Source organism: Haladaptatus sp. SPP-AMP-3 (assembly GCF_049568665.1).
Taxonomy (GTDB): domain Archaea; phylum Halobacteriota; class Halobacteria; order Halobacteriales; family Haladaptataceae; genus Haladaptatus; species Haladaptatus paucihalophilus.
This window is the reverse complement of sequence record NZ_CP145898.1, coordinates 56288-78530: the sequence shown is the minus strand read 5'-3', so window position 1 is coordinate 78530 and position 22243 is coordinate 56288. Positions and strand designations below refer to the sequence as shown.

Annotated in this window: 16 protein-coding genes, 1 tRNA gene, 3 rRNA genes and 1 pseudogene; 8 read left to right on the top strand and 13 right to left on the bottom strand. The window is 60.8% G+C overall.

The window, feature by feature from the left end; all coding sequences use genetic code 11:
- Position 1 precedes the first annotated feature (1 nt).
- Positions 2-469, bottom strand: a complete 468-nt coding sequence (locus tag V5735_RS16990; RefSeq protein ID WP_423746291.1) for a GNAT family N-acetyltransferase — start codon at positions 467-469, stop codon at positions 2-4.
- Positions 469-1590: a tryptophan--tRNA ligase gene (gene trpS / locus V5735_RS16985; protein ID WP_423746290.1), complete on the bottom strand. Its 1122-nt coding sequence runs from the start codon at positions 1588-1590 to the stop codon at positions 469-471. The genes V5735_RS16990 and trpS overlap by 1 nt, the downstream gene beginning before the upstream one ends.
- Here trpS and V5735_RS16980 point away from each other — a divergent pair.
- The gene (locus V5735_RS16980; protein WP_423746289.1) at positions 1580-1705 is read left to right on the top strand and encodes a hypothetical protein; all 126 of its coding nucleotides are present in this window, start codon (positions 1580-1582) and stop codon (positions 1703-1705) included. The genes trpS and V5735_RS16980 overlap by 11 nt on opposite strands.
- 72 nt (positions 1706-1777) lie before the next feature.
- Here V5735_RS16980 and V5735_RS16975 read toward each other — a convergent pair whose 3' ends face one another.
- Positions 1778-3043, bottom strand: coding sequence for an MFS transporter (locus V5735_RS16975; protein WP_423746288.1), 1266 nt, complete (start codon positions 3041-3043; stop codon positions 1778-1780).
- Between the two features lie 155 nt (positions 3044-3198).
- Positions 3199-3657: pseudogene (locus V5735_RS16970) on the bottom strand (HAD-IC family P-type ATPase); the annotation flags it as partial.
- 117 nt (positions 3658-3774) lie between these two features.
- Between V5735_RS16970 and V5735_RS16965 the strand changes: the two are divergent.
- Positions 3775-5319, top strand: a complete 1545-nt coding sequence (locus tag V5735_RS16965; protein WP_423746287.1) for an oligosaccharide flippase family protein — start codon at positions 3775-3777, stop codon at positions 5317-5319.
- A 4-nt stretch (positions 5320-5323) separates the two neighbouring features.
- Here V5735_RS16965 and V5735_RS16960 read toward each other — a convergent pair whose 3' ends face one another.
- Positions 5324-5926, bottom strand: a complete 603-nt coding sequence (locus tag V5735_RS16960) for an HdeD family acid-resistance protein (RefSeq protein WP_423746286.1) — start codon at positions 5924-5926, stop codon at positions 5324-5326.
- Positions 5927-6089: 163 nt separating this feature from the next.
- Here V5735_RS16960 and V5735_RS16955 point away from each other — a divergent pair, with 163 nt between their 5' ends.
- The 5 genes from V5735_RS16955 (at position 6090) to V5735_RS16935 (ending at position 12917) form a co-directional block, all read left to right on the top strand.
- Positions 6090-6641, top strand: a complete 552-nt coding sequence (locus V5735_RS16955) for a ribbon-helix-helix protein, CopG family (RefSeq protein ID WP_423746285.1) — start codon at positions 6090-6092, stop codon at positions 6639-6641.
- A gap of 114 nt (positions 6642-6755) precedes the next feature.
- Positions 6756-7973, top strand: coding sequence for an Nramp family divalent metal transporter (locus V5735_RS16950; RefSeq protein WP_423746284.1), 1218 nt, complete (start codon positions 6756-6758; stop codon positions 7971-7973).
- A complete protein-coding gene (locus V5735_RS16945; RefSeq protein WP_423746283.1) occupies positions 7974-9977 on the top strand; it encodes a hydantoinase/oxoprolinase family protein in 2004 nt (667 codons plus the stop codon). It begins immediately after the preceding gene.
- Positions 9974-11605: a hydantoinase B/oxoprolinase family protein gene (locus V5735_RS16940; RefSeq protein ID WP_423746282.1), complete on the top strand. Its 1632-nt coding sequence runs from the start codon at positions 9974-9976 to the stop codon at positions 11603-11605. The genes V5735_RS16945 and V5735_RS16940 overlap by 4 nt, the downstream gene beginning before the upstream one ends.
- Before the next feature lie 115 nt (positions 11606-11720).
- Entirely contained in the window at positions 11721-12917 is a 1197-nt protein-coding gene (locus V5735_RS16935) for a glycoside hydrolase (protein ID WP_423746281.1), read from the top strand.
- Here the strand turns inward: V5735_RS16935 and V5735_RS16930 are convergent.
- The 5 genes from V5735_RS16930 to V5735_RS16910 all read right to left on the bottom strand — a co-directional run bounded on the left by V5735_RS16930 (position 12914) and on the right by V5735_RS16910 (position 18828).
- A complete protein-coding gene (locus V5735_RS16930; RefSeq protein WP_254663334.1) occupies positions 12914-13300 on the bottom strand; it encodes a right-handed parallel beta-helix repeat-containing protein in 387 nt (128 codons plus the stop codon). The two genes, V5735_RS16935 and V5735_RS16930, sit on opposite strands and share 4 nt — an antisense overlap.
- Before the next feature lie 468 nt (positions 13301-13768).
- Positions 13769-13890, bottom strand: a 5S ribosomal RNA gene (rrf, locus tag V5735_RS16925).
- 133 nt (positions 13891-14023) lie between these two features.
- Positions 14024-16942: ribosomal RNA gene (locus tag V5735_RS16920) — 23S ribosomal RNA — on the bottom strand.
- Positions 16943-17158: 216 nt separating this feature from the next.
- Positions 17159-17230: transfer RNA gene (locus V5735_RS16915), tRNA-Ala, on the bottom strand.
- Between the two features lie 125 nt (positions 17231-17355).
- Positions 17356-18828 (bottom strand): 16S ribosomal RNA (locus V5735_RS16910).
- Together the 16S, 23S and 5S rRNA genes with 1 tRNA gene alongside form the textbook arrangement of a ribosomal RNA operon.
- 1135 nt (positions 18829-19963) lie before the next feature.
- On the opposite strand from V5735_RS16910, the gene V5735_RS16905 reads away from it, so the two are divergent.
- Positions 19964-20218 carry a hypothetical protein gene (locus tag V5735_RS16905; protein ID WP_423746280.1) on the top strand — a complete coding sequence of 85 codons (255 nt, stop codon included), beginning with the start codon at positions 19964-19966 and terminating at the stop codon, positions 20216-20218.
- Positions 20219-20270: 52 nt separating this feature from the next.
- On the opposite strand, the gene V5735_RS16900 is transcribed toward V5735_RS16905, so the two are convergent.
- From V5735_RS16900 to V5735_RS16890, 3 genes are all read right to left on the bottom strand, one after another.
- Positions 20271-20609: a hypothetical protein gene (locus tag V5735_RS16900; protein WP_423746279.1), complete on the bottom strand. Its 339-nt coding sequence runs from the start codon at positions 20607-20609 to the stop codon at positions 20271-20273.
- Between the two features lie 440 nt (positions 20610-21049).
- Entirely contained in the window at positions 21050-21598 is a 549-nt protein-coding gene (locus V5735_RS16895) for a hypothetical protein (RefSeq protein ID WP_423746278.1), read from the bottom strand.
- Positions 21599-21865: 267 nt separating this feature from the next.
- On the bottom strand, positions 21866-22237 hold the full coding sequence (locus V5735_RS16890) for a tautomerase family protein (protein WP_423746277.1): 372 nt from the start codon (positions 22235-22237) through the stop codon (positions 21866-21868).
- Between the last annotated feature and the right edge of the window lie 6 nt (positions 22238-22243).

Here is a 22243-nt window from a genome sequence, read left to right as displayed (position 1 = left end):
ATTACAACCGTTTCGTCATTCGGTGGCGTTTCGTCACGTAGTCGTCGCGGCGGTAGAGCGATTGGGCGACGTGGTTGTCGGCGTGCACGTCGAGCGAGACGAACTCGCACCCCAATCGCCGCGCCCACGCCTCGGCGCGCTCGAGCAGGGCGCTCGCAATACCCTCCCGACGACGACCGCGACGGACGAACAGGCCATCGATGTAGCCCCGCGGACCGCGGGCGAACACCGGCGGCGAGGCCCGCTTTTCGACGGAGACGTAGCCGATCAACCCGTCGTCCTCGGCGACGAAGGTGGCGATGTCCGCATCCGAGAAGCGGTCTTTCACGTACGAAAGGACGTTCACCCTGACGCCGCTGTCCGCGAGCGTGTCGAAATCGTCCATCGTCGCCATCTCGCGGGCGAACGGGAGCCACAGTTCGTCCACGAACTGGACGAGTTCGGTCCCCCGGAGTCGCCGGATTCGCATCAGGTCCCCACCTCGAACCCGGCGTTCGCGGACTCGCGTTCCGCGAGATACTGCTCGACTTCCGGCCGCGCCGCCTCGCGTTTCTCGTGGTGTTCGCGCAGGAACGCGTCGAGGCGGTCTTTCGCAATCTGTTTCAGTTCGCCCGAGAGCATCGCACCGGACTCGTACTCCCGGCGGATGCGTTCGAGTTCGTCGTCGTCCCGGACGAGGTGGACGGCGAGGAGTTCGAACACCATGTCCTCCTCGACGACGCCGCCCTTCTCGCGGTGTTCCGCGACGCTGGTCCGGCCGCCGGTCTTGGCCGCGTCGATCTTTCGTTTCGCCTCGGAAACCTCGTCCGTGAGCGCGATGTGGCTCCTCGGGTCGGACGAACTCATTTTCCCGCCCTGCAATCCGCGCATGAACCGATGGTACGTGCTGGCCGGTTTTAGGTACGCGGTCTCGCGGTAGCGGTTCGCGACGTCCCGCGTCAGCCGAACGTGCGGGTCTTGGTCGATGCCGACCGGCACGACGGTGGGTTTCGGGCCGCCGTTTTCGGGCGCTTGCGGCCGAAGGATGTCGGCGTACTGGGTCAGCGCCGAGGCGAGTTTTCCGGGGTCGGCGGTGCCGTACGTCGCCTCGAACTCGTTTTGCGTGACGTACCGCGAGAACAGTTTGCTCCGGACGAGGTGGTCGTTGCCCGCCTCCGACTGGAAGTAGAAGTCGGTCGCGTCGAGGTCGAGTCCCAGCGCGACGTAGTTCAGCAGGTACTCCTCGACGACGAGTTCGCGGGCGTCTTCGATGGGGATGTCCCGGGTCGCGTAGGCCTCGATGTCCGCCGCACAGAGGGTGACCTCGGCACCCATCTCCTGAAACATGCGCACCTGTTCGAGCACCGCGAGGTGGCCGAAGTGGAAGACCCCGGAGGGCATCAGACCGGTCATGACCGCGAACGGGTCGCCCCTGTCGCGGGCGTCGAGGACGGTTTCGAGGCCGCGCTGGCCGAACACGATACCGCGGCGAACGAGGCGGTTGTCCGGCAGTCTGTCCGCGACCGATTCGATGGGTTCGATACCGAACTGCGCCATCGTCGCGGCGTAATCGGCGACCTCGACGTCGCCCCACGGGTCGATGTCAGTCATCGGCCACCTCCTCGAAGTGAGCGGCGGCGCAACTGACGAGGGACGGACGATTGCGGGAGCGAAGCGGGAGAATCAGCGATCTATGCCGTGGGCGGCCAAAATCGACCACCGGTAGTCGTGGATGAACTCATACCGGTTTCCCCTCCGAGAGTTGCGGGGAAAAGGGTTTCGCGGGTATGTGACGCAGTCACTCGCTCGGCAACAGTGCGTACAGGCCGAGCGCCACCGCCGACAGCGCGCCGAGGATGACGAAGGCGAGGTCGAAGCGGTTCGCGTCGGCGAAAAAACCCACGAACGTCGAGCCGAGCGAACCGACGAGGAAGAAGCCGGTTCGGATGAATCCCCACGCGGAGCCTTCGATGTGGTCGGGGAGCGCGCCGACGATGTAGGCGTTCGTGACGGCGTTGACGGCCATTCGCGTGCCGAGGATGCCGACGACGACGACGAGCGCGATGGTCCCCGAGACGAGCGTGAGCGCGATGGGCGCGACGACGCCAACGGCGGTGACGACGAGGAGGACGGGTTTGATTCCCAGTCGGTCGGCGGCGCTGCCCGCGACGATTTGGGAGGCGGCACCCGTGACGAACATGAATCCGAACAGCAGCGCGGCCGTCCCCTGACTGAGACCCTTGGTCTGGAGGTACGACGGGAGGAAGGCCGTGATTCCCTGATAGACGAACAGCAGGATTGCGACCGAAAGGGTCGCCAGCAGGATGGAGCGGTCCGAGAGCGTCCCGAGGAGTTCGCGGAAATCCGGCACGGTTGCGGATTCGCCGCCGTCGGAAACGGCATCAGCGTCCGCGTTCGCATCCCCGTCGGCGCTCGACCCGTCGGCGGCGTTGGAGCGTTCGGGGACGACCCGCCACGCCAACGCCGCCATAACGAAGAACGGAACGGCCAATCCGGCGAGGATGGCCCGCCAGCCGACGGCGGCGACGACCGTCGCCGCGACGTTCGGGAGGAACGCGGAGCCGAGGCTGCCGATGGCCAGCGTGACGCCGAAAGCGGCACCGGCGTTCCGCGTGAACGTGCGCGAGAGGACGGTTCCGCGACTCGGGCCGTACAGCCCGGAGGCGAGGCCGTAGGCGGCGCTGCCGACGAAGAAGACGCCGAATATCGGCGCGACGCCGAGAACGAGCATGCTCACGCCCGACAGGCAGAGGCTCGCGGTCAACAGCGTCCGCTCGCCGAGTCGGTTGACCAACACCCCGGCGGGAAACTGCATCAGGGCGTACCCTATCCAGAGGGTCGTGATGGCGAGTCCGGCGAGCGCGTCGGAGATGTGAAACGTCGATTCGATTTGGGGCAACAACGTCGGAATGATGAACCGCATCCCGAGCGTGAACGCCCAGCCGATGGCGACGGCGACGAGAACCCACCCGCGACCGTCGCCGCGAAGCCCGCGCACCGTCTCCCGGAACTGCCGCGACAGCGAGCGATAGCGAGAGGACATCTGATTGTTCGACCATCGTTCTGCGGCGGGTTAAACGAGCGGATGGCAACCAATCTGTCCGGTTTTTCGAATCGAAATGGTGAAGGGTAGAGGCGAAGCGGCTCGGACAAATCGGGCAAATCGGGCAATAGGGTGCTCGGGCGAGTCGAACCCTGTCAGACCGTCAAATCGGTCCCTCGCAACCGCTGGGCGTTGACGGCGACGATGACCGTGCTGGCGGACATGAACACGGCACCGATGGCGGGCGAGAGGAGGATTCCGAACGGGGCGAGAACGCCCGCCGCGAGCGGGAGCGCGAAGACGTTGTAGCCCGTCGCCCACACGAGGTTTTCCTGCATCTTCCGGTAGCTCGCGCGGCTGAGCCGGACGAGTTTCACCACGTCGAGCGGGTCGTTCTCCACGAGGACGATATCGGCCGATTCGATGGCCACGTCGGTGCCGCTCCCGATGGCGATGCCGACGTCGGCGCGCGTCAGCGCCGGGGCGTCGTTCACGCCGTCGCCAATCATCGCCACGCGCTTGCCCTCGTTTCGGAGTTCGGTTATCCGCTCGTCCCTCTCGTCGGGAAGCACCTCGGCGACGTAGGTGTCGATGCCGAGGCGAACGGGCGAGACGGGGTGGTCGCCGAGCGCGTCACCCTCCTTTCGGTATCAATTCGGACACGTAACAGCGTGGACACCAACGAAAGCGGAAGAGATAATCAGACCGAATCGCATAGCCTTACCCTCAGAATGGCAGGCAACTCCTCCGACTCGTCGCTCAAATCGGTCTCCCGCGGTGCCTCCTTTTTCATGGCAGGGAAGGGGCTCGACAACGCCCTCCGTTTCCTGCTGAACTGGGTTCTCGTTCGCGGACTCGGTGGTGTGCTGTTCGGTGCCTACACGCTCGGATTGGTCATCCTGACCTTCGCGCAGGTGTTCACCAACCTCGGGACGAATCAGGCGATCATGAAGTTCGTCCCGATGTACGAGAACGACCCCGAGAAACGCCAGCGCATGCTGGGGTTATCCTATCTCACGTCGCTGGTCGCGGGGGTCGCCATCGGGATACTCATCTACCTCCTCGCCCCGTGGCTGACCGGATACGTGGAACCGGCGTATCGTCCGTACTTCACGGACATCGTTCGCCTGTTCGCGTTCTTACTCCCGCTCAACACGCTGATGAGTTGTTTCGAAAGCGTGTTCAAGAGCCTCGAAATCCCCGAATATCAGGTCGCCATTCGGAACGTCCTGATTCCGTTCGTCCGCGTCGTCTCCGTCGGCATCGCGCTTCTCCTCGGTGCCGCGCTGATCGGAACGGTCGCCGCGACGGTGGTCGCCATGTGCATCACCTTCTGTCTCGCCGTGTGGTTGGTGATGACGCGGGCGGACATCACGCCGACGTTCCGTGGTGCGTCGCGTTCGGAACTCGTCGAGTTCTACGATTTCTCGCTCCCACTGACGCTCAATCACGCCGGACAGGTCCTCGCGAACAAGGTGGACCTGCTGATGGTGGGATTTCTGGCGAGCGCCTATATCACCACGAAGGACGCCGTCGGGATTTACAAAATCGCCACGGTGCTCGGCGGCATCCTCCTCCTGCCGCTGAGCGGGTTCAACCAGTTGTTCCCGTCCATCGCGTCCCGGCTATACAACGACGATAAGATGGACGATTTGGAGGCGCTGTTCCGCCGCGTGACCCGGTGGACGTTCACGCTGGGGCTATTTCCGGCCATCGGGGCGGCCATCTACGCCCGCGAGTTGCTGGTCGTGTTCAGCGATTCGTTCGCCCAGCAGGGAGTGGGCGTCCTGTTGCTGTTCGTCGTGGCGCAACTCGCCAACGCGAGCGTCGGTCCCTCCGGGTACGTGCTGATGATGACCGACCACCACTACCTGACCGTCGCAAACCAGTGGTTACTCGGCATCTGTAACGTCGTCCTCAACTACCTGTTCATCCGAGAGTACGGCCTGATCGGGGCCGCGCTCGCCACCGCGACGGTCATCGTCGCCATCAACGTCCTTCGCGTCGTCGAGGTGTGGTACACCGTCGGCCTGTTTCCCTACTCACGAAAGTACGTCAAACCCCTCCTCGCGGGGGCCGCGACGGCGGTTGCGATGCTCGGCACGAAATCCGTCCTCACCGGCTACGTGACGGGAATCGGGTCGCCCACAATCGTCGCGCTGGTGCAGGGTGCCGTCGGCGGACTCGTCGGACTCGCGGTCTTCGGCGGCGCGCTCTACGTGCTCGGTATCGAGCAGGAAGACCGGGAGTTCATGACCGAAAACATCCCGACCTGAGCCGCTAGCCGCCGGTTTCGGTCCCCGACGTCGCGGTCGCCTCCTTCACCGCCGCTCGGCCGCCCATGGCCGTCGCTATCATCGAAAGGCCGCTCGTGAACAGGCCGATGCCGAACAGGAGTCCGACCGCCCACGCCGCGGAACTCGGGAACGAAAGCCAGACGAGGACGGCAACCAGCACCGACGCGACGCCGCTGACGGCGACCCACAACCAGCCGCGTTCGGGACGGAGACGAAACCCCATCGCCAGTTCGGTGAACCCCTCGACGAGGAAGAACGCGATGAGTAGAATCGTCAACGCGGTCAACCCCACGAGCGGGTTGAAGAGGAACGCGAGACCCCCGACGGCGAAGAGTATCGCCAGAATCAACTGGAAGACGAACCCCGTCCACCCCCGGCCCGAAAACGCGTGGACGAGGTGGGCGACCGCGCCGACGACGAGATACACGCCGAACAGGAAGGACAACGTGATACCGGTGAAAAACGGCGTCACGATGGCCAGCAGGCCGACGAGCGTCAGCACGACGCCGACGCCCATGAGAAGTCGCCACGTGTCCTGAATCGTGTTCGTTAGCTGTTCCCGCTCGGTGGCATCGACAGTGCTCATTGCTGGAAACCCCGAACGGATTACATCGGTATCCAGAATAAAGATGGTGCCCCGACAGGAATCGGTCGCGGAAAATTTTTCCAAATATCCGAGGAACGGTGGCCGGGAAGACCCGAGACGGGTCGAACAAAGCCATAAATGCGCTCGTTCAGTAGGACCCGTCATGACGAACCGGATAACGGTGTCGCTCGACGACGAGGCGCAAGTCGCCTTGGACGAGCTCGTGGGACAGGCCGAAAAGCCCCAGAGCGAACTCGTCAGGGAGGCGCTCGTCTTCTACGCCGCGAACTACGACGCCGCGACGGCGGAAGCGGGGCCGAACCTCGAAGCGTACCACCAGATGCTTTCGAGCGGGGAACACGTCCTGCTCGACGTGGATTTCCTCCACTGCTTCCTCGATTACGTCGAAGACGAAACCGGCACGCCCGACCCGGACTTCCTCGAACTGGCCGACCAAGTGTCGAGATACCACGCCCGCGAGTACGAGCATCGGTTCGAAACGCTCGGCGAACTGCTCGACTGGCTCTCGTTCTGCGGCTTTCTGACCGTCCGCGAAACGCACGGCGATACGTATCACGTCGTGTTTCCCACCGAATCGGTCAAGTGGTTCATGACGCGGTTCGTCGAGCGGAGCGCCACCAAACTGTCGTTCGAACTCGAACTGGAGGAGGGCGTCTCGAAAGTGCTCATGACCGAAGTTCGCTCCGAGGGATGAACCGGTCCTACTCGTTCATACGTTTTCATACGTCGTGAGAACTCGATGCACACCGTTCTTAGCTGGGTTTTAAGCCCCCTCTGTGGGTTGTGACGGCATAGCACGACGACAACCATGAAGATTATAGAACGACTACGATCCATCGGTCCCGGCGCGATGGTCGCGGCGGCGTTCATCGGTCCGGGAACGGTCACGACCGCCAGCGTGACGGGCGCGGAGTTCGGCTACGCGCTCGTCTGGACCATCGTGTTCTCGATAGTCGCCACCATCGTCCTGCAGGAGATGAGCGCCCGCCTCGGCGTCGTCTCCCGCCACGGACTCGGCGAAGCGCTGCGAGACCAGTTCGACAATCGAGTGCTGTCGGTTCTCAGCATCGCGCTCGTGGTGAGCGCCATCGGCATCGGGACGGCGGCCTACGAGACGGGGAACATCCTCGGCGGTGCCGCCGGACTGGAAGGCATCACCGGCATCAGCGCACACATCTGGGGGCCGGTCATGGGCCTCTGTGCGGCCGCGCTCCTCTGGACGGGTCGGTACAAACTCATCGAGAAAGCCCTCGTCGCGCTCGTCGGCATCATGGCGATATCGTTCCTCATCGACGCCATCGTCATCGGTCCCGACCTCGGCGCGCTCGCGATGGGATTCGTCCCCAGCGTTCCCGAGGGTTCGACGTTCCTCATCACGGGACTCATCGGAACGACCGTCGTCGGCTACAACCTGTTCCTGCACGCCGGAAGCGTCCAGGAGCGATGGGCGGGGCCGGACGAGTTGCCGGAGTCCCGCGCCGACACGATTCTCTCCATCGTCATCGGCGGGGCGATTACAATCGCCATCCTCGTCACCGCGGCGGCGGCGTTCCCCGTCGGAACGGAAATCGACAACGTGAGTCGGATGGCCGACCAGATAGAACCGCTCGCCGGACCCTACGCGACGGTGTTGTTCAGCATCGGCCTCTTCGCGGCCGGGTTCACCAGCGCGACCACCGCGCCGCTCGCGGGAGCGTACGCCACGGCGGGGGCGTTCGGGTGGGATACCGACCTCAAGTCCACGAAATTCCGCGCGGTGTGGGGAAGTATCCTCTCCATCGGCGTGGTGTTCTCCGCGTCGGGCTATAAACCGGTGCAGGCCATCGTCTTCGCGCAGGTCGCGAACGGAATCCTGTTGCCTATCGTCGCCCTCTTCCTCATCTACATCATGAACGACAGGAACATCCTCGGGGAGTACGTCAACGACACGACGCAGAACGTTCTCGGAATCGGCGTCACCCTCGTCGTCGTCTGGCTCGGCGTCCGCGCGCTCTACACCGTCGGGCAAAATCTGGGGGTGTTCTGAATGGCAGGGACGACGCGCGTCGGCGTGGACGTCGGCGGCACGTTCACGGACGTCGTTCTCCTCCTGCCGGACGACGAACTCGTGACAGCGAAGGTGCCGAGCACGGACGACCAGAGCGTCGGCGTCGTGCAGGGAATCGAAAAAGCCTGCGCGGATGCGGGCATCGACCCGACGGACGTGGACGCGTTCACCCACGCGATGACCGTTTCGGTGAACGCACTCCTCGAAGAGGACGGCGCGAAGACGGCGCTCGTGACGACGCAGGGCTTCCGTGACGTGCTCGAAATCGGGCGACAGGCCCGTCCCGACCTCTACGACGTGGACGTGGACAAACCCGCGCCGCTCGTCCCGCGACGACGACGGTTCGAAGTCGCGGAGCGGACGACGGTGGACGGCGTGCTGACCGAACCCGACGAGGACGAGGTGCGGGAGGTGGCCGAACGAATCCGCGACTGCGATGCCGAAAGCGTCGCGGTCAGTCTGCTCCACGCCTACCAGCATCCGGAAAACGAGCGGCGAGTCGCCGCCGTTCTCCGCGACGAACTGGACGTTCCCGTCTCCGCCTCCCACGAAGTGCTCGCGGAGTTCCGCGAGTACGAGCGCACCTCAACGACGGTCGTCGACGCCTACGTGACGCCCGCCATCGACGCCTACATCGGCCGCTTGGAGGAGCGCGCCGGGGAACGCGGCGTTCCCGAACCGCGAATCATGCAGGCCAACGGCGGCATCGCGTCGGCGAAGACCGTCCGCGAACACGCGGTCACGACCACGATGTCCGGCCCGGCGGCGGGCGTCGTCGGCGCGGCCGAAACCGCGGGAGGGGGCGACGTGGACGGCCTCGTCACCTTCGACATGGGCGGCACGTCGAGCGACGTGAGCCTCGTCCGGGACGGCGAAGTCGAGCGGACGACGGACGCCGAAATCAACGGGCGACCCATCAAGACGCCGATGGTGGACGTGAACACCGTCGGCGCGGGCGGCGGGTCGATAGCGTGGGTGGACGCCGGAAACGCCCTCCGCGTCGGGCCGCGCTCGGCCGGTGCGAACCCCGGTCCGGCCTGCTACGGACGCGGCGGGACGGAGCCGACGGTGACGGACGCGAACGTCGTCCTCGGCTACATCGGCGGGAGTTCGGCGCTCGGCGGCGAACTCGAACTCGACGTGGAAGCGGCCCACGACGCGCTCTCCAGATTGGCGGACGAAGCCGGTTTGGACGACGCCCTCGCGGCCGCTCAGGGCGTCTTCCGAGTTGCAAACGCGAACATGGCGCGGGCGATTCGCGCCGTCACGGTCGAACGGGGCCACGACCCGCGCGGGTTCGGACTCGTCGCCTTCGGCGGAGCGGGACCGATGCACGCCGCCGCCGTCGCCGAGAGCCTCGATATGGACACACTCGTGGTCCCGCACGCCTGCGGCGTGCTGTCGGCCTACGGTCTGCTCGCCGCCGACGAAAAACACGATTCGGTCCGCACCCTCAGGACTCCGCTCGCGGGCGCGTCGCTCGAGGATGTGGAATCGGCCTACGACGACCTCACGGACGGCGTGCTGTCGGACGTGGAACGGCCGGAGGAGGCGACGGTACAGCGGGCCGCCGACCTTCGATTCGTGGGACAGAGCTTCGAACTCACGGTTCCGGTGGACGAGGGGTTCGACGCCGAGACCGTCGCCGAGCGGTTCCGAGACGCCCACGAGAGCGCCTACGGCTACGTCATGGACGACCCCATCGAACTCGTGAACCTCAGGGCGACGGCGGTCCTCGGCCGCGAGTCGCCGTCGGTTGCGTATCGGACGGAGGGAAAAGCCGAGAAGGGACGCCGCGAGGCGTTCTTCGGCGACGGGTTCCACGAGACGCCCGTGTTCGACCGAATCGGCCTCGGCGCATCGGATTCCGTCAGCGGGCCGTGCATCCTCGAACAAAACGAGAGTACGGTCGTGGTTCCGCCGAGGTGGAGCGGGACAGTGAACGGTGACGGAACGCTGGTCCTCGGGAGGGACGAACAATGAGCCACGAGGATTCGAACTCGGACACGGACATCGACGCGGTAACGCTCGAAATCATGCGCAACCAGTTCGAGGGCGTCGCCGAGGAGATGGGACAGGTGCTCATCACCTCGTCGTACTCGCCGAACATCAAGGAGCGACGCGACTGTTCGACCGCCCTCTTCGACGCCGAGGGTCGCCTCGTCGCGCAAGCCGAACACATCCCGGTGCACCTCGGCGCGATGCCGGAGGCCGTGACCACCGTGCTCGACTATGACCCGGAACCCGGCGACGTGTTCGTCCTGAACGACCCCTTCGAAGGCGGGACGCACCTTCCGGACGTGACCATGGTGTCGCCGGTCACGGTCGACGGGGAGGTCCTCGGCTACGCCGTCTCCCGCGCTCACCACGCCGACGTGGGCGGAATGACGCCAGGAAGCATGCCCGCCGGGGCGCGCGAAATCTATCAGGAAGGAATTCGACTACCGCCGGTCCGTCTCGTGAAAGGCGGCGAGGTGAACGAGGACGTGATGGCCTTGCTCCTCGCCAACGTTCGAAATCCCGGCGAGCGCCGGGCGGACATCCGCGCGCAAATCGCGGCGAACGAGCGGGCGGAGGACCGACTCCGGGACCTCGTGAGCGAACACGGACGAAGCCGCGTCGTCGCCGCCTTCGACGCGGTGATATCGTACTCGCGCGACCGTCTGCTCGCCGAACTTTCCGAATTGCCGAACGGAACCTACAGCGCCCGCGACGTGCTAGAGGGGGACGGCGTGACCGACGACGAGATTCCCATCGAGGTCGCTGTGACGGTACGCGACGAGGGTATTTCGGTGGACTTCGCGGGAACCGCGCCGCAAGTGGCGGGCAACGTCAACGCGCCGCTCGCGGTCGCAAAGAGCGCCGTCTACTTCGTGATTCGGTGCGTAACCGACCCCGAGATACCGCCGAACGGCGGCTGTTACGACCCGATTTCCGTCTCTGTCCCCGATGGGTCGCTGTTGAATCCACGACCGCCCGCGGCGGTCGTGGGCGGCAACGTCGAAACCAGTCAGCGAGTCACGGACGTCGTGTTCGCCGCGCTGGCCCACGCGGTCCCGAACCGCGTGCCAGCGGGCGGACAGGGAACCATGAACAACCTCACCATCGGGAGCCGTGACGGCGGCGACGACGGCTTCACCTACTACGAAACCATCGCGGGCGGGTTCGGTGGGCGACCGACGAAGGACGGGATGGACGGCGTGCAGGTCGGGATGACCAACACGCTGAACACGCCGGTCGAATCGCTCGAAGCCGAGTATCCGCTGTTCGTCGAGGAGTACGCCCTCCGCGAGAACAGCGGCGGGCGCGGACGGTTTCGTGGCGGCCTCGGCGTCGTTCGCTCCGTCACCGTCGAAACCGACGCGACCGTCTCGCTCCTCACCGAACGGCGGCGAGTCGCACCTCGCGGGATCGCCGGCGGCGCGGACGGCACCACCGGACGCAACGAAATCGACGGCGAGAGCGTTCCGGCAAAGATGACCCGCGACGTGACGGCCGGGACGACCATCACCGTGCTGACGCCGGGCGGCGGCGGTCACGGCCCGGCGGCGGAGCGCGACCCGGATGCTATCGAAACAGACAGAAACGGCGGGAAAATGGAGTGGGACTAAGATAGCGGTTAGCACCGAAAACCTCACCTAAACGGTAAAATTTTCGATGTATCAGTATTTTTCGCGTGCCATCGTCAGGGAATAGATTGTTATCTCTCGAAATCGGATGGACGGTATGAGCAGACGAGTTGGTCGCCGTCAGTTCCTCTCCGGTATCGGTGCAAGCATCGGCTTCTCCAGCGTTGCGGGTGCCGGTAGCGTCCGAAAAGTCGGGCACAACGCACAAACCGAGCGGCAACGGGAGCTGAATCTCCCTCCGGAAACCGACGCCCCCGTGGACGTCCGCGGCGCGATTTACCTCCCCGCCCGCGCATTTAACCGCTATCAGATGTGGAACGAGTACGACCCGGACATCATCGAACGCGACTTCAACTACGCGGCGAGCCTCAACCTGAACGCCATCCGAACGTGGCTGAGCTACGAATACTGGCTCGTTGAACCCGAAGACCACATGGAATCGCTCGAACACATGTTGGACACCGCCGACAAATACGACATGCGCGTCCTCCTCGGCCTGTTCGACAGCGTTGGACTCGAACCAACCTTCGAAAACCTCGTCCACGACGACGTGAAAACCGCCGTCCAATCGTTCTCCCCGTCCACCCGTACGATGGGAACCAAATCCATGTGGGACAAACCGCGCGACTTCATCATCTCGGTCATGCGGGAGTATCGGGACGACGAGCGTCTCCTCGCCATCGAGCTGACGAACGAGCCCGGATGGAACCACAAGGACATCCGATTTTTCAAGCAGATAGTGAACACGATGACGCACTATCGCGGCGAAATCCCTCTCTCCGTCGGTTCCACCAGTCTGGCGAACAACGCCCAGTATCTCGACTGGGGCATGGACATCCTCCAATTCCACTACAACTTCGCCCGAAACCCCGCGCTCTACAACCGCGTGCTCCGGCAGGCGAACAACCTCCAAGAAAAACTCGGAAAACCGGTGTGGCTCTCGGAGTGGCAGCGGATTCGACCCGGTAAGTCCTTTTTCGCCGATGTCGACGGCAACGCCGCCGTCCCCGACTACTCTTCCCTCGCACCCACCATCCGAACGTCCGGCATCGGAAACTTCTTCTGGTCGCTCATGCTCAAGCCCGCGTTTTCGCTGTACATGCGACGAAACGGCGTCCTCAACGGCCTCTTCCACGAAGACGGTGCGGTGTGGAGTCTGGACGATGCTCGCGCCATCAAATCCATGTCCGGCGACCCGGAATACGACGGAACCGAACGCAAGGAGTACCCAGACTGGGCCGCCAGCATCAAAAAACGGAAGAAACGAGCACCGGGCGACGAACAGCCCGTTTAGCTCGACACCTGTCCGCGTCCCCGCGTGCTGTTCAACTGATTTTCGTAATAGTGGAGCGTCGAATAGTCCACATTCTCGCTCCGGTTATCGACGAGAATACCGAACAGGTTCCGCGCCGAGCGAGAGTGTTCGATACTCACGTTGGAACTGTTCCAAACCGTGATTCCCTCCGTGCTTCGAACCGCGCTCACGTTTCGAACCGTCACCGACGACGCGTTCGAGACGTGAATCGCACGATTCCAACGAACCACCCGGACCGAATGGATCGTCACGTCCGAGACGCCGCTCGCGTTATCGACGAGAACACCCGTCGTATCCGTAACGCCCCGTCCTTTAATCGTGTGACCGGAGCCGTTCACCGTCACGTGACTCGCGTTGATCACGAGACAACTCCCCGTCAGCCCAGTCGCACCGCCAAAATCGTCCGCCAAAACGTAGTTTCCCGGCTTCGAAATCTTCTGGCAATGCTTCACCGATTTCGAGGGCGTGGAGTTAGACTCATGGTTTCCGCCCAACGGAAGGTCCACGAAATTGATAGCGAGCGCAACCACAACCAACAGGACCAACGGAGCGACGATGAGAGCTTTCCGATTCGTAGAGTCGATGGAGACCATTCCTACTTCTACCCTTCTCGAGACAGATTATTAAAGGCCAATGGACCGCGAAATTGTCATTTTCGTCTCAGTGTCCACTTTTCGAAAGTATGCATGTCACGCATGGTAACGAATCATTACCGACGACATGTCACCGAGAATGGTTACAGAGAGACGAATCTTTTGGTCGGATAGAAATAGCAAAACCCCCGCACAGAGCAGCGGCTCCGTGCGGAGGTAATGAATGAGAGTATGAGTGGGAGGCGGCAAATCGGATTTCCCAGAGGCTCGCGCACTCCAGTACTGACCGAAACGCAGACAGGCTTAACTTCCGTGTTCGGGATGGGTACGGGTGTCGCCCTGTCGCTCTGGCCGCCTTAACGTCAACTCACGGAATCGAACCGTGACAGGGATACCAATCGTTGATGGTTCGAACGAACCGTAATGTACGTGCAATCCAGTATACGCCTGGACTCACACACGAGAGTGTGTGCGAAACCAGTATGCGGTATGATTGTGTGGCGTTGACCTGTTAGTACTCGCGGGCTGAACACCTCGTTGCCTCGGTGCGTACACCCCGAGCCTATCGAACTCGTCTTCTACGAGTGGTCTCGGTGATACTTCTTTTCCAAGTGGGTTTCGAGCTTAGATGCGTTCAGCTCTTACCCCGTGGTGCGTAGCTGCCCGGCACGCGCTCTTTCGAACGACCGGTACACCAGTGGCACCCATTCGTAGTTCCTCTCGTACTATACGAACGTTCTCGTCAAGTATCGTAACACCCCCAATAGATAGCAGCCGACCTGTCTCACGACGGTCTAAACCCAGCTCACGACCTCCTTTAATAGGCGAACAACCTCACCCTTGCCCGCTTCTGCACGGGCAGGATGGAGGGAACCGACATCGAGGTAGCAAGCCACCGGGTCGATATGTGCTCTTGCCGGTGACGACTCTGTTATCCCTAAGGTAGCTTTTCTGTCATCAATGGGCCGCAACAAGCAGCCTCATTGGTTCGCTAGACCACGCTTTCGCGTCAGCGTCCCTCGTTGTGTAGGACACTGTCAGACTTCCTTTTGCTCTTGCGCTCTTCCTCGGGTCTCCGACCCGAGTGAGGAAATCTTGGGGCGCGCTCGATATCTTTTCGAGCGCGTACCGCCCCAGTCAAACTGCCTGGCTACCGGTGTCCTCCGCCAGGAGTGAGGGTCGCAGTCACTACCGGGTAGTATTTCACTGATGCCTCGGTGATCCGCTAGCGCGGATACCTGTGTAGCGGCTCCTACCTATGTCTGCACAGTAGCGACCACGTCCCAGCGACAGCCTGCAGTAAAGCTCTATAGGGTCTTCGCTTCCCCTTGGGGGTCTCCAGACTCCGCACTGGAATGTACAGTTCACCGGGCCCAACGTTGGGACAGTGACGCTCTCATTGATCCATTCATGCAAGCCGCTACTGAAGCGGCAAGGTACTACGCTACCTTAAGAGGGTCATAGTTACCCCCGCCGTTAACGGGTCCTTCGTCCTATTGTACTAGGTGTTCAGATACCCGCACTGGGCAGGATTCAGTGACCGTACGAGTCCTTGCGGATTTGCGGTCACCTATGTTGTTACTAGACAGTTGGAGCGTCCGAGTCACTGCGGCCTGCTCTTATACAGAGCAGGCATCCCTTATCGCGAACTTACGGGACTAACTTGCCGAATTCCCTAACGTCGGTTGCTCCCGACAGACCTTGGCTTTCGCCGCCAGAGTACCTGTGTCGGATCTCGGTACGATTAACACGCTCGTCTTTTCACGGGCTCCGGGTACCACCAACTTTCGCTATCCCGCCGTTCATCCGCTTCCTGCCATTACGGCTTCCACGAATTTTGACGGTTCGACCGGGCGAAAGCCCGGCTTGATGTTTCCTGAAGCGTCGACTTTGAATGGTGTTAGCACTGGAATATTAACCAGTTTCCCTATTGTCCTATTCGAATTACGGTAGGACTTAGGATCGGCTAACCCTCAGCTGATCAGCATTGCTGAGGAACCCTTACTCATAAGGTCGTCGGGGGTCTAACCCGACTAACGCTGCTACTATGGCCAGGATTTTCGATACTGAACGGTCCACACGAACTCTCGCCCGTGCTTCCACCCATTCAGAATGCCAACCTACTAGATCGCTCGGTCAAGAGCGCTGCCAGGTCTCGGTGATGAACTTGAGCCCCGATCATTTTCGGCGCCGCAAACCTCGGCCGGTAAGCTGTTACGCTGTTCTTAGAGGGTAGCTGCTTCTAAGCTCACCTCCCGGCTGTTTAGGGCTTGCGACCACCTTCAATCGCACTTAGCTCATACTTTGGGACCTTAACCCGGCTCTGGGTTGTCTCCCTCACGGTACACAGGCTTACCCCGCGCACCGGATTCCTCACATCAACGGCGTCCGTAGGTTTGGAGTTTGACAGGGAGGCCGACTCCTCTCGGAGGCGGTTCTCCCAATCGGTCGCTCTACCCCACGAACTACCTTAGTGAAGGTCATGCTTCGACATGTTTCGGTTGGAACCAGCTGTTGCCGGATTCGATGGGCCTTTCACCCCTACACATAAGTCACGAGAGGGTATTGTAGGACACCAACTCTAACAGACCTCCACGTGGCTTTCGCCACGCTTCGTCTTGCTCATGCGTAGATCATCCGGTTTCGGGTCGTATCCAATTGACTCCCCGCCCTTGAAGACGGTGGCCCTCACGCAAAGCGCTGCGGCCGTATTGGTTTCCCTGTGCCTGCCTCGATACTCGAGTTAGGCTCGCCAATTAGATACACTCCCTGGCTCGTTTTTCAAAACGTACGACAGAACACCGGCTCCCACCGATTCCTACTGCGGGCTTGCGCCCGGGTCGTTTTTCGGTGGGCCTTGTATGCCCTGTCGCTCCATCGCCACCTGAGTTCAGGCCCTATTGCACCTCCCTTTTCGGGGTGCTTTTCAGCGTTCGTTCACACTACTTGTTCGCTATCGGTCTCGAGTCGTATTGAGTCTTCGCGGTCGTTGCCCGCGACATTCACAAGGGATTTCCGACCCCTGCTACTCGGGAGCTGACGCACGCCGTACTGATTCTCATTACGGGATTGTCACCCTGTTTCATGCTCCGTTCCAGGAGACTTCATGAGACGGTTCCGGCGATGAGTGTCAGTCCGTACACCACATTGCCCGTGAGGGCTTCGGTTTGGACTTTGTCGTGTTCACTCGCCGTTACTAGCGACATCGCGTTTGCTTTTTGTTCCTGCCGATACTGAGATGTTTCAGTTCTCGGCGTTCCCCATTGCGCGAGGCAATTGCGGGGGGATTCCCATTCGGAGATCTGTAGTTCTTGGCCTCCGTGCGGCTTCCTACAGCTTTTCGCAGCTTGGCACGTCCGTCGTCGGCGCTCGAGCCGAGCCATTCACCAGGTGGCACAGTAGCCACGTTGGAATAACTTGGTTTCACTGTTAACTCACGATGTGTGAGTCCAGTGGACGTCTGGATTGCACGTACATACGGTTGTCATTACACGACACGGTGGTCGCCGAGTGCGTGTATCGAACCCTTCCCAACCGCGTTTTCACGGGTTGGTGCATCGGTTTGTTGGGAGTAGTTCGTTTCGTCGCCCACTACTTAAGGGGCACGATTCGAACCGTCCCACGCTATGGACCCACAGGGATTCGAACCCTGGGCATCCTCCTTGCAAAGGAGGCACTCTACCACTGAGCTATGGGCCCGCCTCGCCACGAGGCGAGGGCTATGTTAACCCTGGCAGTTCAAAGGTGCCCGACCAGATACGTGGTCGAGGTCGTCGAGGATAATCCCAAAGTGAGTCAGGCACGTCGGCCTGATCTCGTTCGTTAGGAGGTGATCCAGCCGCAGATTCCCCTACGGCTACCTTGTTACGACTTAAGCCCCCTTGCGAAGCCCAGATTCGACCATCGCCTGATGGCCTCATCCGGACCTCACTCGGGTGCTTTGACGGGCGGTGTGTGCAAGGAGCAGGGACGTATTCACCGCGCTCTGCTGAAGCGCGATTACTACCGAATCCAGCTTCATGAGGACGAGTTTCAGTCCTCAATCCGAACTACGATCGAGTTTCGGAGATTAGCGCCCCCTTTCGGGGTTGCAACCCATTGTCTCGACCATTGTAGCCCGCGTGTAGCCCAGCACATTCGGGGCATGCTGACCTACCGTTGCCCGTTCCTTCCTCCGCTTTGGCAGCGGCAGTCCTCCTAATGTACCCAGCCACCACAAGGGTGCTGCTGGCAATTAGGAGTGCGGGTCTCGCTCGTTGCCTGACTTAACAGGACGCCTCACGGTACGAGCTGACGGCGGCCATGCACCTCCTCTCAAAAGCTCTAGTAAGCTCATCACACTGACTGTCACAGCTATTGTCGATGCTGGTGAGATGTCCGGCGTTGAGTCCAATTAAACCGCAGGCTCCTCCGGTTGTAGTGCTCCCCCGCCAATTCCTTTAAGTTTCATCCTTGCGGACGTACTTCCCAGGCGGCTCGCTTCTCGGCTTCCCTACGGCACAGCACAGGCTCGTAGCCTGTGCCACACCTAGCGAGCATCGTTTACAGCTAGGACTACCCGGGTATCTAATCCGGTTCGTGACCCTAGCTTTCGTCCCTCACCGTCGGATCCATCCTCTCGAGGTGCTTTCGCCATCGGCGGTCCGTCTAGGATTACAGGATTTCACTCCTACCCCAGACGTACCCCTCGAGTCTTCTGGTCCCAAGCCAGCGGGTTTCCGTCGGACGCCTGCTCGTTGAGCGAGCAGATTTCCCGACGGACCTGTCTGGCCGGCTACGGACGCTTTAGGCCCAATAAAATTGGCCATCACTCGGGCTGCCGGTATTACCGCGGCGGCTGGCACCGGTCTTGCCCAGCCCTTATTCGTGTACCACCTTACGATACACAAAAGCGAGGACGTTATGCCCTCGCACTTGGAGTTCCCTTATCGCACTGTCGTGCAGTGTAAAGTTTTCGCGCCTGCTGCGCCCCGTAGGGCCTGGATTCTTGTCTCAGAATCCATCTCCGGGCTCTTGCTCTCACAACCCGTACCGATTATCGGCACGGTGGGCCGTTACCCCACCGTCTACCTAATCGGCCGCAGTCACATCCTATAGCGCCGGAGCATTTCCGGCTCCCTGCAATTCCAGCAGGGGAGCGTTATCCAGGATTAGCCTCAGTTTCCCGAGGTTATCCTGGTCTATAGGGTAGTTTGACCACGTGTTACTGAGCTTTCCGCCACGAGTCTAAACTCGTGCAACTAGCATGGCTAAATCGAACTCCAATAGCAATGGCCTCCGGCAGGATCAACCGGAATGGTTGCCGAGCATAATGCTCGGTGGGTCTGGCGGAGACATGCTAATGCATGTATAGTGTCGCATATACGTTGGTCCGTCAGTTCGACGACCCCGAACCAAGTAACTGGACGGGTGTCACCGAACTGCCAGGGCTAACATCAGATTCCATCGTATACGGCTGACCGCAGGGGTGGAATCCTCATTTCCTTCGGACTTGAGTAGAGGCGAGGAAGGGTATTAAACCCTTCGAACCTCGTTTGTCCGAGATTGTGAGACGAGTTGAACGCCTCACAGATCGCGTCTGTGTGTCTTTCTTCGCGTTTGTATCCTGACGACCCTATCATATAAGGGCGTCGGATTTCGCCCGCCCTCGGCCGATTGTGGGCCGGGGGCGCTTCGTATTCAATCCGAGTGCCCTGTAGTACTTAAGGTCACCGGATTGGGTGTGTTCCGTTCGTCCCAAACCGCGGGACACCGTGTACATCACATCCGAGTGCCCCCATACACTTAAGGGCATTGGATTGGGTTTTCGTTCGCCCGAGCCCGGAATCGCATATGTAAATGCGCCGGATTCGGGCGGCCACCTCGCGGGGCAAACCACGAGGCGTCGTTCGCATTCTATCGAAATGCCCGGTAGAATTTAAGTACGTCGAATCGAGAGCGCATTGTGAAGTCCAGACACGTCCCACGCTACAATAACTCATTACTGTCCGGCAACCTCTCGATGCCGAATTATATAGTGTTGTTTCGTGTACGCGCGCAAAGAGATGGTGAAGCAAATATCTGACAGGACGTTGGGAGAGGAAATGACGAATCAGTGGGAGTTCACTCGGAATTCAGGGGACGAGACGAACCGTACGGACAGAAGTGGAAGTTCCGGCAGGGGTCGAGACGAGAGCGACCGGAGGAGCTGGGTGACTTGGGACAGTCGGTGTCGGGAACCAACGCGCTGTCAGACGTGAGACTGACGCGGTTTGAATATCGAGGCGGTTGAACGAACTCCTGATGGTGCGGCGTGCTCGTCGGGGGGGAGAATCGTTAGCGCAGTGTTACGGCCGAACGACTGTTTCGGCGACGATTGCCCGGAGAGTCGGGGTTGGAGGGATAAAAGAGACGTTCGTCGCTCGTTCGCCGGTTCACTTCAAGCGCGGAGATATGCGACGGGCGTACGGCTGGACGAGGACCATACTCACCGCGGCGGCGGTTGCGCTCGCGCTCGGGATGAGCCTCAGAGTGCTACTGACCGGGCTGTTCGTCGCGTTCATCACGTCGGAACTGCTTCCGGTTATCGTGTTCAACGTCTGTGTGAGTGTCCTGGTCGGACGGTGGTTCCTCAGAGAGGTTCTCGAATCCATCCACCGAAGCGTCGACAGGAATCGCGTAGGAGAAGCTATCGCCCGGGGTCGCTGAGTTCCTCCCGACCGACCAGATCGTCAGCCATCGACCGTCTTTGAGACCGTTTCTAACAGTTTGCACTCATGAGAGAGTCGAACGCGGCGGGGTCCTCCCAGAGTTCACTCAGCGTTGCGGCCGCGAGGTACCGGGTTGGGGCGGCGACCCACTCCGTGGTAATGCTGTCGTCGGGGGCCGGTGCCGTTGCCTCGAACCACCATGCGACGTACCGGCCGTCGTCGAGTTTTGCGGTGGGATACATCTGCCCGTTCACGGCGACGTCCACGCGGGAGTTCGCCTCCACTTCAGGTGCATCCTCCGGGCAGTCGGCGACTAAAATCTCGATTTGGACGGTCCGTTCGGTCACGCCGACGCACCCTCCTCTGTCGCGGCGAACTCGGCGACGCATGCGACAGTTGCGAATTCCATAGCAGACACATCGGCGTTCACGTACAAGAAGGTCAGTCAGGCGCGTGTCTGACGCGAACCTAATCATTCGAATCCCAGCGCACGGGATACGCTCTCCGAGAGGAGCGACCCACCTGTACTCACTGCCGCTTATACTGCCCACAGGAAGTAATTCCCTCAATACGCGGTGTGTCTGCACACACGACGTCGGCCCTGTCTTGCGTTCCATCTTGTTTAGATATTTAGTGTATCAAGTATAACCGGGCTTAATTGTCATAGAACAGTCAGCATATGGGCGTTAGTCTCTGGTGGCTCTGTTGAAATCCTTGGCTGGTGATCGTCTGTCGAAGCTCTGCTGAGCAGAGAGTGCGTATCGGGTACCAACCACCGGCCAACTGGTGAGGGATCTGTTCGACCCACTCAGAGCGTGCATATATCGTCTTACTCTTCGGCTTGTCCAGCGGGTGTCGCCGTCACATCGATGTCGGTATTCCCTCCTCGATGCGTGTGGTGCGCCTGAGTCGGTGGCGTCCCGGTTCGCTCGACGCGGACGACGAACCCCCGCAGGAACGCATCGTCCTGCATTGAGGGATTTTCCACGTAGCTGTACGAGTGAACTGCCCCGTCGGGAGTTTGTACGACATCGACGATGTCGATGCCCGTCGAATCCCCCGACGTGATAATTTGGGGGCCGAGAAGGAACGAAGTCGAGAAGTCGGTCTCTTTGAAGAATGCCTTGTCCTCAGCCGTTTGCCAGTCGGTTCGGAACTGACCGAGGCCAGCAGCATCTGTGACGAGCGCGAGTCCGGCGCTGAAGTCGCCCTTCAACAGGATTCCGTTGTCTACCCGACGGTGGACAGTGTACGAGAGACTCGTGGCATTGTCCGGCAGGTAGGGATAGCTCGAGAATCGGCGACGTAGGAAACTGTAACCAGCAATCCCGGAGGCTCCGAGGATACCAATTGACCCGAGGAAAGTACGGCGATTCATAGTTCATTATGTTTTGAGAACAACATAAGCTTCGTGGTGAGTCAAATAATTCTTTGACGTATCGAATAGTAATTTGGCGGTCAGCATTGGCAGTCAATATCCGTTTATAAAACATCCCGTTGGTGATTTTTCATCGTGAGATCTGCACCACGGACTGCGCTTAGTTTGATGTGGGGGTACCGGAGTTACTCCACTTCCGCTTATCAAATTAACCGGAAAATTCGGCTATATGCTGATTAGAGAGCGTACATTTTGCTCTCAATCGGATTAGCTATCAGCTATAAACTGGGCCACACCATCCCGGAACGACCAGTCCTCTTCACTATTCTCAGTGATGACGATCATCACATTTTCTGGGGCGATCCCCAGATCCTGTTCTAATAATTCCGTCACACGAGCGTAAAACGCCTGTTTATCTTCGCGAGCTTGGCCAGCACGCATTGTCAACTCAAGCACGGCTCGATCCCCGTCTCGATCTTGTAACTCGAGGTCCTGTGAAGGGAGTTCTCGAATGAGTTGATAGCGGTCACCTGGTGGGAAGTCAAGCGTATCGAGCACAGCCGTGTTGACCGCGTCAGCAACTGTATTTCGATACTCGTCGGACTTGCCTGCCAGCACTGAAATTGTAACTAACGGCATACGGAA

Excerpts from the sequence above, each read along its gene's own strand:
- V5735_RS16900 (WP_423746279.1), bottom strand. The coding sequence starts at position 20,609 with ATGCGTCGCCGAGTTCGCCGCGACAGAGGAGGGTGCGTCGGCGTGACC.
- V5735_RS16890 (WP_423746277.1), bottom strand. The coding sequence starts at position 22,237 with ATGCCGTTAGTTACAATTTCAGTGCTGGCAGGCAAGTCCGACGAGTAT.
- V5735_RS16905 (WP_423746280.1), top strand. The coding sequence starts at position 19,964 with ATGCGACGGGCGTACGGCTGGACGAGGACCATACTCACCGCGGCGGCG.
- V5735_RS16940 (WP_423746282.1), top strand. The coding sequence starts at position 9,974 with ATGAGCCACGAGGATTCGAACTCGGACACGGACATCGACGCGGTAACG.
- V5735_RS16945 (WP_423746283.1), top strand. The coding sequence starts at position 7,974 with ATGGCAGGGACGACGCGCGTCGGCGTGGACGTCGGCGGCACGTTCACG.
- V5735_RS16980 (WP_423746289.1), top strand. The coding sequence starts at position 1,580 with ATGTCAGTCATCGGCCACCTCCTCGAAGTGAGCGGCGGCGCAACTGAC.
- V5735_RS16950 (WP_423746284.1), top strand. The coding sequence starts at position 6,756 with ATGAAGATTATAGAACGACTACGATCCATCGGTCCCGGCGCGATGGTC.
- V5735_RS16960 (WP_423746286.1), bottom strand. The coding sequence starts at position 5,926 with ATGAGCACTGTCGATGCCACCGAGCGGGAACAGCTAACGAACACGATT.
- V5735_RS16935 (WP_423746281.1), top strand. The coding sequence starts at position 11,721 with ATGAGCAGACGAGTTGGTCGCCGTCAGTTCCTCTCCGGTATCGGTGCA.
- V5735_RS16975 (WP_423746288.1), bottom strand. The coding sequence starts at position 3,043 with ATGTCCTCTCGCTATCGCTCGCTGTCGCGGCAGTTCCGGGAGACGGTG.
- trpS (WP_423746290.1), bottom strand. The coding sequence starts at position 1,590 with ATGACTGACATCGACCCGTGGGGCGACGTCGAGGTCGCCGATTACGCC.
- V5735_RS16990 (WP_423746291.1), bottom strand. The coding sequence starts at position 469 with ATGCGAATCCGGCGACTCCGGGGGACCGAACTCGTCCAGTTCGTGGAC.
- V5735_RS16895 (WP_423746278.1), bottom strand. The coding sequence starts at position 21,598 with ATGAATCGCCGTACTTTCCTCGGGTCAATTGGTATCCTCGGAGCCTCC.
- V5735_RS16955 (WP_423746285.1), top strand. The coding sequence starts at position 6,090 with ATGACGAACCGGATAACGGTGTCGCTCGACGACGAGGCGCAAGTCGCC.
- V5735_RS16965 (WP_423746287.1), top strand. The coding sequence starts at position 3,775 with ATGGCAGGCAACTCCTCCGACTCGTCGCTCAAATCGGTCTCCCGCGGT.